Origin of the sequence: Kaistella solincola (genome assembly GCF_000812875.1) — a bacterium.
Classification (GTDB): domain Bacteria; phylum Bacteroidota; class Bacteroidia; order Flavobacteriales; family Weeksellaceae; genus Kaistella; species Kaistella solincola.
This window is the reverse complement of sequence record NZ_JSYK01000002.1, coordinates 266,817-281,444: the sequence shown is the minus strand read 5'-3', so window position 1 is coordinate 281,444 and position 14,628 is coordinate 266,817. Positions and strand designations below refer to the sequence as shown.

Genomic DNA, 14,628 nt, shown 5'->3' with positions numbered 1-14,628 from the left:
TACAATTCCATCCTTCATCCTTCAACCTCCATCCTTATAGAAATGAATTACCTCGCGCATTCTTTCCTCACTTATTCCGACGAGCAGATCGTAGGGCAGTTTCTGGAGGATTTTATTCCGAATCGCGATAGATATTCTTATCCCGAAAAAATGCAGCAGGGAATTACCTTGCACCGTGAAATCGATACTTTTACCGATGCGCATCCGGAACTTCACGAAGCGCGCAAAATTTTCAGTCCGATGGTTCGGTTGTATTCCGGCGCGTTTGTAGATGTAGCGCTGGATTATTTTTTAGCCAATTCAATGTCTAAAAAAGAGTTGAAAATACACGCAGAAAAAGTTTATCAGGCGTTGCGGAGAAATGAAGATTTTTTGCCCGAAAAGCTGCTAAAAATGGTAGATGCAATGGAAAAAGACAATTGGCTTTTCAATTACCGCGAAGATTGGGGAATTAAATATTCAATGCAGAATGTGCTGAACAAAGCAAAATATCTGGACAAAAGTTTAGGCGTTTTCGAAGTTTTTCTCAGCAATAAACCACAACTTCAACGGCATTTCGACGCTTTTTTTCCGGATCTTGTAGCGCACGTGAAAGAAGTGAATTCCGGCTTTTAAAAGGTTTTATACAAGTACCGATTCGGATAATTCAGTTTGTCACTTTGTCGGTTTCCGGCTACGATGATGTGAATAATATTCATCTGATCCTCAAAAAAATTATAGAGCAAACTTACCGCAGCTTCCACTTTTTTGGGAGCGTTCACAGGTTCGGATTCCAGATAAATATTTACGGCTTCGCTGTCTTCTTCAAACCCGATATAATTCACCTTCACAAATTTATTGTCAGCTTTCAGTTTCAAATATTCCTCGCAGTATTTTTTCAAATAATCGTTGATTTGATTTTTATATTTCGGATCATTAAAATGAACCGCGCTGCCGAATTTTTCTTTCAAGGCATTTTCCAAATCATCCAGGAAAAATTTGCCGGTAATTTCGAAGGTTTTTGATTTTTGGTTATAATTAAATTCCACCGAGCCCACGTGATACGGATGAATCTCGTTGGCCGGTGCGGTAAAAAAGAAAAAAAGCAGTAAAAAGGGCAGTATTTTTTTCAGCATTATGTTTTGCATTTCAGGTGACGAAATTAATCATTATTTTCGTAAAAATTTTTTTTACAATGTCTGATTTTTTATTTTATTTAAACCTTGGCTGGGAACACATTATTTCTTTAGATGCGCTTGATCATCAGCTTTTTATTTTGGTTTTGGTGGCGGCGTATTTCTATAAAGACTGGCGAAAAATTCTGCTTTTGGTCACCGCTTTTACCATTGGCCATTCCATAACTTTAGCTTTCAGTATTTTAGATTTGGTGAGATTGCCGTCAACTTTAGTTGAAATTTTAATTCCGATTACCATTGTTTTAACGGCGCTGGACAATATTTTATTTCGGGAAAACCGGCAGAAATTGATGAAAATCAATTATGGTTTGGCGCTTTTCTTTGGCTTAATACATGGTTTAGGTTTCGCAAATACCGCGCGAATGGCGATGGCAGCAGAACAAACCATCGCAGTACCGCTTTTAGGTTTTAATATCGGCTTGGAACTCGGTCAAATTACTGTTGTTGTACTGATTATGACGCTGTTTTTCTTACTTTCAAAATTCTTGAAACTTCAGCAAAAATATTGGATCACCGGAATTTCCGTGGTTGCAATCTTACTTTCCGGGCAAATGATTTTGGAACGGATGTAAAAATTCTGGGCTATTTTGCCCTTTTTTTCGATTTTGACTTCACCGAAAAATTTGAATTTGCGAAAACCGCAGAAAAAATTCGGTTCCAGCGTGGTTTTTTGAAAAAAAAAACCAATATTTACAGAAAATATTTAAATTTGAAATCTCACTAAGCATTTATGAAAATCAAATTCCTCGCTCTGGTCTTTTGTTCTACTGTGTTTTTCGGGCAGAACATTCAAAACAATCCTACAAGCAATCACGGCAATAAGTTTGAACAGCTCGGCACAATTCTGCCAACGCCGAACGTTTACAGAACAGGTTCTGGCGCGCCCGGACAAGGTTATTGGCAAAACCGCGCCGATTACGACATCACTGCGTATCTGGATGAAGACAAAAGGAATTTGAAAGGTTCAGAAACAATAACCTATTATAACAATTCACCGGATGATCTGGAATATTTGTGGTTGCAACTTGATGAAAATGAGCAGTCGTCCGTAAAAAATGCGGGTTATGATTCAGAATCATTTTTGCCAAAAAGAGCAACTTCTGATGATCTAAAAGTGAGCGATTTACCGGTGAAAAATAATGGTTTCGGCGTCAACTTAGAAAAAGTAACCGATGCTTCCGGAAAAGCTTTGCCATATATCGTGAACAAAACGATGATGCGCATCGATTTACCTAAAGTGTTGAAAAAAGGTGAAAAAATTACCTTTAAAATAGATTGGAATTACAACATCCCGAACCGCATCGAAATGGGTGGCCGTGGCGGATACGAATTTTTCCCGGAAGACGGAAATGATTTATATACGATTACGCAATGGTACCCGAGAATGTGTGTTTACAGCGATTTCCGCGGTTGGCAGCATAACCAGTTTACCGGTCGCGGTGAATTTGCTTTAGCCTTTGGAGATTTTAAAGTTTCAATGAATGTTCCTGCGGATCATATCGTGGCCGCGACAGGTGCCGGCAAAAACTTCGAGGAAGTTTTGACTTCAGCACAACTTGCGCGATGGAAACAGGCACAAAATGCTAATGAACCGATAGAAATTGTGACTTTAGATGAAGCGAAGAAAGCGGAAAAAAGCAAGTCTAAGCAGCGAAAAACCTGGAAATTTGAAGCAGATAATGTGCGAGATTTTGCTTGGACTTCATCAAGAAAATTTGTTTGGGACGGAATGAAAGTAACGATTCCGGAAAATAAAAATGAGGTGATGGCGATGAGTTTATATCCGAAAGAAGCTTATAACTTATACCGAAAATTTTCTACGAGAGCCGTTGCACATACGATTAAAACTTATTCTGAATTCACAATTCCGTATCCGTATCCTGTAGCACAATCCATTGAAGCCGCAAATGGTATGGAGTATCCGATGATTTGTTTCAATTTCGGGAGAACTGAAAAAGACGGTACATATTCTGAAGGAATTAAAAACGGAATGATCGGTGTAATCATCCACGAAGTGGGACATAATTTCTTCCCGATGATCATTAATTCTGATGAAAGACAATGGTCCTGGATGGATGAAGGTTTAAATACTTTTGTGGAATATTTAACCGAAGAAAGATGGGACAATAATTTCCCGTCACGTCGCGGTCCTGCGCATACGATTGTAGATTACATGAAATTGCCGAAAGACCAGCTGGAACCGATTATGACCAATTCGGAAAATATCGTTCAGTTTGGCCCGAATGCTTATTCAAAACCTGCAACAGGACTTAATATTCTTCGTGAAACGATTGTAGGTCGCGAACTGTTTGACAAAGCTTTTAAAACTTATTCTAAAAGATGGGCTTTCAAACATCCGGAGCCGGCAGATTTTTTCCGAAGCATGAATGATGCAAGTGCGGAAAACCTGGATTGGTTTTGGAGAGGTTGGTTTTACGGAATTGATCCTGTAGATATCGCTATTGAAAAAGTAACGGTTGCAAAGCCGGATTTTACCACTTTGCCACCAAACCGCGAGTTCATTTATACCATCGATCCACCGTTGCAGAATGATTTCGTGGATATTTCTAAAATCAGAAATAAAGAAGATAAAAACATCACTTTTTATACGGACACGGATAAAGAAACGCAGGATTTTTACTGGCGTTATAACCGTGGTCAGGAAAAAGTAGATTCTAAAAAAGAATACCGCATTAAAGCAGATAATTTACAGACCGTTCCGGAAAAAGAAAGAGCTGCAGTTGAAGATATTTACGCATACCAAATTGATTTCGCAAATAAAGGCGGTTTGGTAATGCCGCTGATTTTAGAATTCATTTTTGAAGATGGTTCAAAATTAAATGACAAATCTTCGGCGCAAATCTGGAGAAAAAATGAAAATAAGGTGTCGAAAACGTATTATTTCAAGAAAAAACTGAAATCAGTTCAGCTTGATCCGATGCGTGAAACTGCAGACATCGATACTTCGAATAATTTCTGGGGAGAGATTCCAGAACCGGCTTCGAAATTTCAGGTTTTCAAACAAAAGCAGGAAGGTTCAGCGCGTGGCGCTGCAAACGGAAAAGTAAATCCGATGCAGGCAGCCGGAAAGAAAAAGTAGAAAATAAAATTTAATAAAAGTCATCTCATTGAGGTGACTTTTTTTCTGCCAAATTTTCTTGCAAATGGCTCTGCCGTGACAGATTAGCACAAAAGCTCCGTTGGCATTGTTTTCGTCAAAACCACCGCAGTATAATTAATAATTTAAACTAAAAAATATGTCAGTAAACTTTAAACCATTAGCAGACCGAGTTTTGGTAGAGCCAACCGCTGCTGAAACAAAAACCGCCTCAGGAATTATTATCCCCGATACCGCAAAAGAAAAACCACAGGAAGGTATTGTAGTTGCTGCCGGACCGGGCAAAAAAGATGAACCTACCGCCGTGAAAGTTGGTGATAAAGTGCTTTACGGAAAATATTCAGGTTCCGAATTGAAGTTAGATGGTAAAGATTATCTGATCGTAAAAGAAGGCGATATCTTGGGAATTATTGGGTAACACTCTGTTTTCTAGTATATCAATTAACAATTAACAAATCAAGCGCAGGTAAATTACTCCCTCGCAAAAAATAAAAGAAAATGGCAAAAGAAATAAAATTTGATATCGAGTCAAGAGACGCTTTAAAAAGAGGTGTTGACGCTTTGGCGAACGCTGTAAAAGTAACTTTAGGACCAAAAGGTAGAAACGTGGTAATCGAAAAATCATTCGGTGCACCACACGTTACCAAAGACGGTGTTTCTGTCGCAAAAGAAATTGAACTGGAAGACCGCGTAGAAAATATGGGTGCTCAAATGGTGAAGGAAGTTGCTTCCAGAACCAATGACATCGCCGGAGACGGAACAACTACAGCAACGGTTTTAGCTCAGGCTATCGTTCGTGAAGGTTTGAAAAACGTAGCAGCAGGCGCAAACCCAATGGATTTAAAAAGAGGGATCGACAAAGCAGTTTCTGCAGTTGTAGCAAATTTAAAAGAACAATCCAGAGAAGTTGGTGATTCATCAGAAAAAATCAAGCAAATTGCTTCAATTTCTGCAAATAATGACGACAACATCGGAACATTAATCGCTGAAGCTTTCGGTAAGGTTGGTAAAGAAGGTGTAATCACTGTGGAAGAAGCAAAAGGAACGGATACAACCGTAGATGTTGTAGAAGGAATGCAGTTCGACAGAGGTTACCAATCACCTTATTTCGTGACCAATCCGGAAAAAATGTTGACTGAACTTGAAAATCCGTACATTCTTTTGGTAGAGAAAAAAATCTCTTCAATGAAAGAATTGCTTCCGGTTTTAGAACCTGTTGCACAAGCCGGAAAAGCTTTATTGATTATCTGTGAGGAAGTTGAAGGTGAAGCTTTGGCAACTTTAGTCGTAAATAAATTAAGAGGTTCTCTTAAAATCGCTGCGGTAAAAGCACCTGGTTTTGGTGACCGTAGAAAAGCAATGTTGGAAGATATCGCGATTTTAACTGGCGGAACTGTAATCTCGGAAGAAAGAGGTTTCACTATGGAAAACGCAACTTTAGAAATGCTTGGAACAGCTGAAAAAGTGGTTATCGATAAAGACAATACTACTTTGGTAAACGGTGGCGGTGACGAAGCTCAAATCAAAGGTCGTGTAAACCAGATCAAAGCTCAGATGGAAACTACAACATCTGATTACGATAAAGAAAAACTTCAGGAAAGATTAGCAAAATTAGCCGGTGGAGTAGCCGTACTTTACGTCGGTGCCGCTTCTGAAGTAGAAATGAAAGAGAAAAAAGACCGTGTTGATGATGCACTTCACGCAACAAGAGCCGCTGTAGAAGAAGGTATTGTTGCAGGTGGTGGTGTAGCTTTGGTAAGAAGTATTGCTTCCCTTAATTTTGAAGGTGACAATATGGACGAAACTACCGGTATTAAAATCGTAAGAAGAGCCATCGAAGAACCATTGAGACAAATCGTGATCAATGCAGGCGGAGAGGGTTCTGTAATCGTAGCGAAAGTTGCGGAAGGTGAATCAGATTTTGGTTTCAATGCAAAAACTGACGAGTACGTAAATATGTACGAAGCGGGAATCATTGACCCAACTAAAGTGGTACGTGTTGCTTTGGAAAATGCAGCTTCCGTTTCCGGAATGTTGTTAACTACAGAGTGTGTAATCACCGAGGTTAAAAAAGATGAACCAGCAATGCCAATGGGTGGCGGAATGCCGGGAATGATGTAATACGCTTACTGCTTTAAGCCATAAGCAATAGGCTTTAAGCTTACCTATAGCAGAGAAAAAAATTCCGTGCTTTTAGCGCGGAATTTTTTGTTTTAGCAAACCCAAAAAATATGCCGTTATATCGGCTAATTTTTTAGATTTAAAGAATTTTGAGCCGTAAGCTTTAAGCTTATAGCCTAAAGCAAAAATTATATCGTAGTTAGTCTCAGCGTGTTTGTTTTCCCGTCTACATAAGCCGGCGTCGCGTTCAGGTTGATTACAAAATCGCCCTTTTGCACAAAACCGTTGGTATGCGCCAGCATATTTACCTGAGTAATGGTTTCGTCGGTAGATTTCTGCATATCGTAATGGAAAGCGCGTACGCCCCAAAGCAAGTTCAACATCGTAATCACACGTTTGTTAGAACTGAAAACCACAATGTTTGAATTCGGTCTGTGCGCAGAAATTTGAAACGCTGTATACCCGGAATGCGTTAAGGTTACAATTGCTTCAACATTTGTGGTTTTAGCAATTCTTACGGCTGCAAGACAGATTCTATTTGTAATAAAACGTTCATCGATGCAGTCAAAATCGTGCTCAATTGGCGAATTTTTTGTTCGGTAAAAATTAGTTTGCTCAATATTTTTTACAATTTTTGCCATATTCCGCACCACATCAACCGGATATTTTCCTACTGAAGTTTCACCGGAAAGCATTACAGCATCGGCACCATCAAGCACCGAGTTGGCAACGTCGTTTACCTCAGCTCTGGTCGGTGTTAAACTGTTGATCATGGTTTCCATCATCTGAGTAGCAATGATGACCGGTTTCGCATAATTTCGGGCTATAGCGACCAAATTTTTCTGAATGGCAGGAACTTCTTCCATCGGAACTTCTACACCCAAATCCCCACGCGCCACCATTAATCCATCGCATTCCATCAAAATCTGTTCGATGTTCCGAACACCTTCCGGCTTTTCGATCTTAGCAATGATTGGCGTTTTTTGCTTGTTTGTAGGGTGATTTTTTATAATTTCCTTTAAATCAATAATGTCCTGCGCGTGTCGCACAAAAGACAAGGCGATCCAGTCAACTTCCAAATCGAGCATAAAGTTGGCATCTTCGATGTCTTTTTCCGTCAAAGCGGGTAAAGAAACATTCGTGTTCGGAAGATTTACGCCTTTTTTTGAACTCAGCGGTCCCCCTTGAATTGTTTTTGCGCGTACAGTATCTATTTCATTTGTTTCTATAACTTGCAAAACCAGTTTTCCGTCATCGATCAAAATTCTTTCACCAACTTTTACATCTTTCGGAAACTGCTGATAAGTCATGTAAACTTTGGTAGAATCACCTTCAATTTTCTCGTTGGTAAAGGTTAAAACATCACCGGGATTTAAATAAGAACCTTCTTTAACAACACCTACGCGAAGCTTTGGTCCCTGTAAATCCCCTAAAATCCCAACGGAGTGACCAAACTCCTTGTTGATTTCGCGAATGGTTTCTATATTTTTCTTTACAATAGCGTAATCAGCGTGCGAAAAATTGATACGGAACACATCTACACCTGCTTTTACCAGCTCGATCATCGTTTCCTTGTCGGAAGATGCAGGCCCGAGGGTTGCGATGATTTTGGTCTTTTTTAGATATTTAATCATAATATTGAATTAATTGATAAAGCTCCTCTTCGGGGCTTAAATGAAAATTCTGAATTTGAAACATCAGATTTTCAGGGAGCAAAATTACTGAAAAATCATCAAATGGCTCCGATGTCTTTATGATATAATCTACATCCTGAAAATTTTTAAGCAAAAACCCGGAATCTTCGTCGCCGGAAAATAATTCGTGCGAAGTTTTGGTCTGTATTACCTGCGAAGCACGGTTGGAAATAAAGTGAACGCATACCTGCGTGGAATTGTGAAAAGCCCGGAAGCGAGGGAAATAATGATCTGAAATGTTGCCGCGTAGAACAAGGTCGGAAATCCGTTTAAAGCTAAAAGGATTTAAGGCATTGAGGTGGTAAAAAAGTTCATAATCCGGAACCTCCTTTGCGAGACGAACCAGGCCGATCGTAATTTCGTCGTCATAGTCAATATCAAGGATGATCTTTTGGGTTTTCAATGATGCACTGTTTTTTATTTAAAATATAGAAGGCACGCTGTGCTGCTTTTTCTTCAGCTTTTTTCTTAGAGGTTTCCGTCGCGTTAGAAATGCTTTCGTTCTCGAGCCAAACGTACGTCCTGAAAACCAGGTTTCTATTTGCCTGAATTTCTTCGACAGTTTCGTAACGGATACTCAGCTTTTTTTTCTGGCTCCATTCCAGCAGCAAACCTTTGTAACTTACGATCTTATTTTCAAGTTTGTTGATTTCCGACGGCGTAAGCAAACGTTCCAGTACAATTCTCCGGCACGTGTCGTATTCTAAATCCAGGTAAAGTGCACCAATAAGCGATTCGAAAAGATTTCCCGCGAGATTTTCGCTTAAAGTCGTATGCGAATCATTCTGCAGAAAATTCGGTAAACCGAGTTCAGTTCCTAATTTATTAAGGTTTTTCCGGTTTACGATTTTAGATTTCATCTGCGTTAAATATCCTTCGTTCGCGTGCGGATATGTTGCAAATAAATGACAGGAAATAATGGTTCCCAAGACAGAATCGCCTAAAAATTCCAGGCGTTCATAGTTGTTGTTTTGCTTAAATTTCGAAGACGATTTTAAAGAAAAAGCTTCGCGGTAAAGATTGATGTTTTGAATGGAACAACCGATGATTTTGGTAATTTCATTGCTTAAATGGTAATCTTTTTCCGAAAGTGTTTTTTTTCTTCTGACCAGGAATTTAGAAAGGTATTTCTGTAACTCCATTGTTGAAGTTCTTAGATTTTAGTGAAAAGTACGCACGCATTATGCCCGCCAAAACCGAAAGTATTGCTCATCGCTACATTTACTTCTTTTTCCACTGCGTGGTGGAAAGTAAAGTTCAGTCGACTGTCAATTTTTTCATCATCCGTGAAATGATTGATCGTTGGAGGAACAATATTGTGGATAATGGTATGGATTGCGGCAATAGCTTCCACAACGCCCGCAGCACCTAATAAGTGACCGGTCATTGATTTTGTGGAATTGATCTGAATGTCAAACGCATGTTCACCTAAAAGTTTCGAGATCGCGTTGGATTCCGCAATATCGCCTAATGGAGTAGAAGTTCCGTGCATATTGATGTGATCCACTTCGTCCGCACTTATTCCGGCATCTTCCAGGCAATTTTTCATTACCAGATAAGCGCCTAAACCTTCAGGATGCGGAGCAGTCATGTGATAAGCATCAGCACTCATTCCGCCGCCTTTAAGTTCAGCATAAATGGTTGCGCCACGTTTTACCGCATGCTCATATTCTTCTAAAATAATAGTTCCTGCTCCTTCGCCCAAAACAAAACCGTCGCGGTCTTTGTCAAAAGGTCGGGAAGCAGTTTTTGGATCGTCGTTTCGGGTTGAAAGCGCCATCATGGCATTAAAACCACCTACGCCGCTCGCTGTAACAGCAGCTTCAGAACCACCGCAGACAATAACGTCTGCTTTGCCGAGCTGAATAAGCATTTTAGAATCGATAATCGCGTTCGCAGAAGAAGCACACGCAGAAACTGTCGTGTAGTTCGGTCCGTGAAAACCGTATTCAATAGAAATTTGACCGCCAGTGATATCGGCAATCATTTTTGGAATAAAAAACGGGTTGAAACGCGGGATTTCCGTGTTTGCCCAGCCCAGTACCTCCTGTTCGAAAGTTTCCAGACCGCCAATTCCGGAGCCCCAGATTACGCCAACTCGGTTTTTATCAAGTTCGCCTTCCATAATTCGGGAATGTGCCACGGCTTCGCGCGCGGCAACAACGCCCAGTTGCGTGTTTCTATCCATTTTCTTCGCTTCTTTCTTATCGAAATGCTCCAATGGATCGAAGTTTTTAACCTCGCACGCAAATTTGGTTTTAAAGTTTCTGGCATCAAAAAGAGTAATAGGAGCAGCACCGCTCTCACCTTTCACAAGGCTTTCCCAGAAATCTTTGGCATTTTTTCCTACAGGTGTAATAGCGCCGAAGCCGGTAACAACTACTCTTTTTAATTCCATAAATCTTTTCTTTGTGATAGAATATTATTTGTTCACTACTTCTTCAATGTAAGCAATAGCGTGTCCTACCGTTGTAATTTTTTCTGCTTGGTCATCAGGAATCTGAATGTTAAATTCTTTTTCGAATTCCATAATTAGTTCTACAGTGTCCAAAGAATCAGCTCCTAAATCATTAGTAAAGCTAGCTTCTGGAGTTACTTCCGTTTCTTCAACGTCGAGTTTATCAGCGATAATCGCTTTTACTCTTGATGCAATGTCTGACATAGTATTAAATTTTAATTAATTGTTAGTTGCTGCAAATATATAAAATTCTTTATTAGTAGCACTTTTTTTAGTATTTTTTACCTGCTCTTCGGTGCTTTTTTCCGGAATTTCCTACCTGCATTATTTTATAAAAAGTGGGCAAATATAGCCTAATTTTCTTGAGTAAGGTTCGATAGAAATAGAAAAACTTCAGATTAAATTTTATTAAAATTGAAAATAGAAATTTAGAAAAAATGTCTTTTTAACCCGATTTTTTTTAAAATGAACTCACCATAAACCACTCATTCACCAGCGCCGCGGCTAATCTTGCAGTTCTTTCATTTTCGTCGAAATTTGGGTTCACTTCCGCAACATCCAGCGCGATTACTTTATTTGAATCGAAAATATGCTTATACAAATGCATAAAAGCCGCATCCGCAAAAATCCCGTTATAAGCAGGCGCAGAAATGCCCGGCGCTATTGCCGCATTGAAAACATCCATACAAATGGTGATGTAAAGCAAATCCACATCCGCAATGAACTCCTCAATTTTTGGGTACAAAACCGGCAAATTTTCGAAAAACAACTCTTCCGCCAAAATGTATTTCATTCCCATCTGATGAGCGCTATCGAACAATTTTAAAGTATTTGAATTTCTTTGAATTCCGATGTGTAATGAATTTAAATCGCCTTCTTGTGCGATTTGCCAAAATCCCGTTCCGGAAGTTGCGCCGATATTTTTGTCGATTTCCCGGTTATCAAAATGCGCATCAAAATTGATGATTCCGATTTTCTTTTCCGGAAAAGCGGCTTTAATGCCGGAAAAATGCGCGAACATCACTTCATGTCCGCCACCGAAAACCAAAGATTTTCCTTTTTGTTCTAAAGTTTTTTTAACGGCTTCAGCGAGGTTTTTTTGGGATTTTTCTAAATCACCATCTTCACAAGAAATATTTCCGAAATCTTTCAGCGCGAAATGCGGATTGACAATCGGGAAATTCACGGTATTTCTTCGGATAATATCGGGCGCGTTTTTGGCCCCTTCGCGACCTTTATTTCGTTTTACACCTTCGTCCACCGCAAAACCGTGCAGCACAAAATCATTTTCATTAATGACTTCATAACTGCTTTCTTCGGTGACACGTTGGAAAACTCGGTGATAGAGTGGTTCTTCACCATCGAAACGTCCTTGCCAAATCATATTTTAGTTTGAGATTTGCGATTTGAAAATGTGATGATTTGAAAATTTGAAAATCTGAAAATTTGTTGGTGTGCGGAAATAGCTGGGAAAGACTTTTCGGTTTCAGTCTAAAGTTTATTTAAACTGAAACATGCTTTTCAGCATACGCCATTGCGGCTTCTTTCACCCAGGAATGTTCGCGCTGCGCTTTTCTTTTGGTTTCCAAACGTTTTTTGTTGCAGGGTCCATTTCCTTTCAAAACTTCCATAAATTCGTCCCACGGCAATTCACCGAAATCGTAATGCTGCGTTTCTTCATTCCATTTTAAATCTTTGTCTGGAATTTTTAAACCTAAAAATTCTGCCTGGGAAACGGTAACATCCACAAATCTTTGACGAAGTGCATCGTTGCTTTCTCTTTTTACCCGGTAATTCATGGATTTTTGGGAATTTGGCGAATCGGCATCGTTTGGTCCGAACATCATCAACGCCGGCCACCAGAAACGGTTCAACGCTTCCTGTGCTAAATCTTTCTGCTCTTTAGTTCCGCGACAAAGCGTCATCAATATTTCATAACCCTGTCGTTGGTGAAAAGATTCCTCTTTACAGATTCTCACCATGGCGCGGGAATACGGACCGTAGGAATTTCCCATCAGCATCACCTGGTTCATAATAGCTGCGCCGTCTACAAGCCAGCCAATGGCGCCAATATCTGCCCAGGAAAGTGCCGGATAATTAAAAATGCTGGAATATTTTGCTTTTCCGGAAAGCATATCGTTGTAGGTAGAATCGCGGTCGGCCGCTATTTCACCGTTGTTCAGAGTTTCTGTTGCGGCGTATAAATAGAGACCGTGGCCGGCTTCATCCTGAATTTTTGCTAAAAGTGCCATTTTTCGTCGGAGCGTGGGCGCGCGGGAAATCCAGTTGGCTTCGGGCAACATTCCAACTATTTCGGAGTGCGCGTGCTGAGAAATCTGGCGTACGAGCAGTTTTCGGTAATCATCGGGCATTACATCTTTTGGTTCGACCTTATTTTCTGCCTGTACGTATTCTAAAAATTTATCGTTATTCATTGCTTTTTTTTTGAAAATTAAAAATTAAAAATTTGAGAATTTGAAAGTTTGCGAGTTAGAAGGTGTAGTTTAAAGTACTTTTTCAAATCATTTTCAAATCAGCACATTTTCAAATTAATTAATCGATTCTTCCTCTTTTAAATAAAGTCCGATTTTGCCGTCGGAAAATTCGCCGGCTACAAAAGTTACGGTTTTTTCCGGACTTCGGATTTCGTACTCATTAAACTGGTACGGGTTTCCGGTTTTCGGACCAATCACTTCAATCTTGCGGTCAGAGCAATGCCAATAATAGTTCCAGATATTCAATCCTTCTACTTTAAATTCTTTGTCTTCTTCGATAATCGAAGCAAATTTCCAACTTGCCATTTTTTCTGTTTTTTTTAATTTCACTTAAACGTCGTAGTTCAACATCACCACATTGGTCGTCGGGTGACATTGGCACGTCAGTACAAAACCGCGCTCCACCTCATCTTCGGTCAGCGCAAAGTTTTTTTCCATAAATACTTCACCTTCCATCACCTGTGCTTTGCAGGTACAGCAAACGCCGCCTTTGCACGCAAACGGTACCGGAAGTTTCTCGTCTAACGCCTGATCCAGAATGCTTTTTTTCTTGGAATTCAGGTGAAACGAATATTCATCATCATCGATGATTAAAGTTACCATACTTTCCAGATTGGGAATAGCTTTAAATTCTTCACTCATATCTGCATTGCCTTCCTGATCGGGCGCAACGTAATATTCATACATAATCTGTAAAGACGGAACTTTCTTTTCCTTTTTCAGATAATCTGAAATTCCTTTAATCATTTCCGAAGGTCCGCAAATAAAATAGGTGGAATCCTGCACCGGAATCTGGTCAAACCTTTGAAACAAAAGATCCAGTTTTTCCGCAGAAATTCGTCCTTCAAAAAGTTCATCCTCAAAATGCTTTTCGCGCGAAAGCAGAAAAATAACCTTCAAACGTCCCTGAAATTTTTCTACCAGCTCATCGATCTCTTTTTTAAATATAATTTCATTAAAACTTTTATTGCTGAAAAAAAGATAAGCTGAACTTAAAGGTTCCTGAAATAGTGCTTCTTTAATATTGGATAAAACCGGCGAAATTCCGCTTCCTGCCGCTAAACCAACATAGGTTTTTTGGTTTGACGGATGATAATGCGTGTAAAAATGTCCCGAGGGTGCGAGAACTTCCAGCATATCACCGCCTTTTAATTCCTGGTTTAAATACGTGGAAACTTTACCGTTTTCCAGATGTTTCACCAAAATTTCCAGCTCGTTGTTTTTTTCGCTCGGCGCGTTGACGATGGAATAGCTGCGGCGCAAATCTTCACCTTCAAAAACAAATCTTACATTCAGATATTGCCCTTGTTTAAAGGAAAATTCGTGGCGGAGATGGTCTGGTATTTTAAAAGCGATATGTACGCAATCGTTGGTTTCGCGCGTAACTCTTGTTGTTTTTAGCTGGTGGAAATGGTGCATAATAAGTAAAAATCTCAAATAAAGTGAGTTCAACAAATATACTTATTTTTTAAAAGCTGAAAAATTGGAAACCTGCTTTTCAAATCAGAAAAATTTCCTCCTTTAAAGGCATATTTTTTAAAAATGGAATTTTGCTATTTTGCTAAAT

At 39.6% G+C, this 14,628-nt stretch carries 15 protein-coding genes; 5 read left to right on the top strand and 10 right to left on the bottom strand.

Going from position 1 to position 14,628, the window contains the following annotated elements:
* Positions 1 to 42 precede the first annotated feature (42 nt).
* Positions 43 to 615 carry an acyl carrier protein phosphodiesterase gene (locus OA84_RS02285; RefSeq protein ID WP_039341753.1) on the top strand — a complete coding sequence of 191 codons (573 nt, stop codon included), beginning with the start codon at positions 43 to 45 and terminating at the stop codon, positions 613 to 615.
* Here OA84_RS02285 and OA84_RS02280 read toward each other — a convergent pair.
* Positions 612 to 1,115: a DUF6702 family protein gene (locus OA84_RS02280; RefSeq protein WP_084060832.1), complete on the bottom strand. Its 504-nt coding sequence runs from the start codon at positions 1,113 to 1,115 to the stop codon at positions 612 to 614. The genes OA84_RS02285 and OA84_RS02280 overlap by 4 nt on opposite strands.
* 59 nt (positions 1,116 to 1,174) lie before the next feature.
* Between OA84_RS02280 and OA84_RS02275 the strand changes: the two genes are divergently transcribed.
* From OA84_RS02275 to groL, 4 genes are all read left to right on the top strand, one after another.
* Positions 1,175 to 1,747, top strand: coding sequence for a HupE/UreJ family protein (locus tag OA84_RS02275; protein WP_039342654.1), 573 nt, complete (start codon positions 1,175 to 1,177; stop codon positions 1,745 to 1,747).
* 158 nt (positions 1,748 to 1,905) lie between these two features.
* Positions 1,906 to 4,275 carry a M1 family metallopeptidase gene (locus tag OA84_RS02265; protein WP_039341747.1) on the top strand — a complete coding sequence of 790 codons (2,370 nt, stop codon included), beginning with the start codon at positions 1,906 to 1,908 and terminating at the stop codon, positions 4,273 to 4,275.
* Between the two features lie 157 nt (positions 4,276 to 4,432).
* The gene (locus tag OA84_RS02260; protein ID WP_039341744.1) at positions 4,433 to 4,711 is read left to right on the top strand and encodes a co-chaperone GroES; all 279 of its coding nucleotides are present in this window, start codon (positions 4,433 to 4,435) and stop codon (positions 4,709 to 4,711) included.
* Between the two features lie 80 nt (positions 4,712 to 4,791).
* Complete coding sequence (groL, locus tag OA84_RS02255; RefSeq protein WP_039341741.1) at positions 4,792 to 6,414, top strand: chaperonin GroEL; 1,623 nt, start codon at positions 4,792 to 4,794, stop codon at positions 6,412 to 6,414.
* Positions 6,415 to 6,602: 188 nt separating this feature from the next.
* Here the strand turns inward: groL and pyk are convergent, their stop codons facing one another.
* The 9 genes from pyk to OA84_RS02210 all read right to left on the bottom strand — a co-directional run bounded on the left by pyk (position 6,603) and on the right by OA84_RS02210 (position 14,516).
* Complete coding sequence (gene pyk / locus OA84_RS02250; RefSeq protein WP_039341738.1) at positions 6,603 to 8,048, bottom strand: pyruvate kinase; 1,446 nt, start codon at positions 8,046 to 8,048, stop codon at positions 6,603 to 6,605.
* Positions 8,041 to 8,511, bottom strand: coding sequence for an IPExxxVDY family protein (locus tag OA84_RS02245; protein WP_039341736.1), 471 nt, complete (start codon positions 8,509 to 8,511; stop codon positions 8,041 to 8,043). Before OA84_RS02245 ends, pyk begins: the two co-directional genes overlap by 8 nt.
* Complete coding sequence (gene rnc, locus OA84_RS02240; protein ID WP_039341734.1) at positions 8,486 to 9,250, bottom strand: ribonuclease III; 765 nt, start codon at positions 9,248 to 9,250, stop codon at positions 8,486 to 8,488. Before rnc ends, OA84_RS02245 begins: the two co-directional genes overlap by 26 nt.
* A gap of 11 nt (positions 9,251 to 9,261) precedes the next feature.
* On the bottom strand, positions 9,262 to 10,506 hold the full coding sequence (fabF, locus tag OA84_RS02235) for a beta-ketoacyl-ACP synthase II (RefSeq protein ID WP_039341731.1): 1,245 nt from the start codon (positions 10,504 to 10,506) through the stop codon (positions 9,262 to 9,264).
* Positions 10,507 to 10,530: 24 nt separating this feature from the next.
* Positions 10,531 to 10,770 (bottom strand): acyl carrier protein, encoded by a 240-nt coding sequence (locus OA84_RS02230; protein WP_002976354.1) that lies wholly within the window; start codon positions 10,768 to 10,770, stop codon positions 10,531 to 10,533.
* A gap of 256 nt (positions 10,771 to 11,026) precedes the next feature.
* The gene (gene hutG / locus OA84_RS02225) at positions 11,027 to 11,950 is read right to left on the bottom strand and encodes a formimidoylglutamase (RefSeq protein WP_039341706.1); all 924 of its coding nucleotides are present in this window, start codon (positions 11,948 to 11,950) and stop codon (positions 11,027 to 11,029) included.
* A gap of 118 nt (positions 11,951 to 12,068) precedes the next feature.
* A complete protein-coding gene (paaA, locus tag OA84_RS02220; protein ID WP_039341704.1) occupies positions 12,069 to 13,001 on the bottom strand; it encodes a 1,2-phenylacetyl-CoA epoxidase subunit PaaA in 933 nt (310 codons plus the stop codon).
* A gap of 114 nt (positions 13,002 to 13,115) precedes the next feature.
* Positions 13,116 to 13,367: a hypothetical protein gene (locus OA84_RS02215; protein ID WP_039342651.1), complete on the bottom strand. Its 252-nt coding sequence runs from the start codon at positions 13,365 to 13,367 to the stop codon at positions 13,116 to 13,118.
* Positions 13,368 to 13,391: 24 nt separating this feature from the next.
* On the bottom strand, positions 13,392 to 14,516 hold the full coding sequence (locus OA84_RS02210; protein ID WP_233701812.1) for an FAD-binding oxidoreductase: 1,125 nt from the start codon (positions 14,514 to 14,516) through the stop codon (positions 13,392 to 13,394).
* Positions 14,517 to 14,628: the final 112 nt, after the last annotated feature.

Coding starts and splice junctions, on each gene's coding strand:
- OA84_RS02285 (WP_039341753.1), top strand. CDS start 43: ATGAATTACCTCGCGCATTCTTTCCTCACTTATTCCGACGAGCAGATC.
- OA84_RS02280 (WP_084060832.1), bottom strand. CDS start 1,115: ATGCTGAAAAAAATACTGCCCTTTTTACTGCTTTTTTTCTTTTTTACC.
- OA84_RS02275 (WP_039342654.1), top strand. CDS start 1,175: ATGTCTGATTTTTTATTTTATTTAAACCTTGGCTGGGAACACATTATT.
- OA84_RS02265 (WP_039341747.1), top strand. CDS start 1,906: ATGAAAATCAAATTCCTCGCTCTGGTCTTTTGTTCTACTGTGTTTTTC.
- OA84_RS02260 (WP_039341744.1), top strand. CDS start 4,433: ATGTCAGTAAACTTTAAACCATTAGCAGACCGAGTTTTGGTAGAGCCA.
- groL (WP_039341741.1), top strand. CDS start 4,792: ATGGCAAAAGAAATAAAATTTGATATCGAGTCAAGAGACGCTTTAAAA.
- pyk (WP_039341738.1), bottom strand. CDS start 8,048: ATGATTAAATATCTAAAAAAGACCAAAATCATCGCAACCCTCGGGCCT.
- rnc (WP_039341734.1), bottom strand. CDS start 9,250: ATGGAGTTACAGAAATACCTTTCTAAATTCCTGGTCAGAAGAAAAAAA.
- fabF (WP_039341731.1), bottom strand. CDS start 10,506: ATGGAATTAAAAAGAGTAGTTGTTACCGGCTTCGGCGCTATTACACCT.
- OA84_RS02230 (WP_002976354.1), bottom strand. CDS start 10,770: ATGTCAGACATTGCATCAAGAGTAAAAGCGATTATCGCTGATAAACTC.
- hutG (WP_039341706.1), bottom strand. CDS start 11,950: ATGATTTGGCAAGGACGTTTCGATGGTGAAGAACCACTCTATCACCGA.
- paaA (WP_039341704.1), bottom strand. CDS start 13,001: ATGAATAACGATAAATTTTTAGAATACGTACAGGCAGAAAATAAGGTC.
- OA84_RS02215 (WP_039342651.1), bottom strand. CDS start 13,367: ATGGCAAGTTGGAAATTTGCTTCGATTATCGAAGAAGACAAAGAATTT.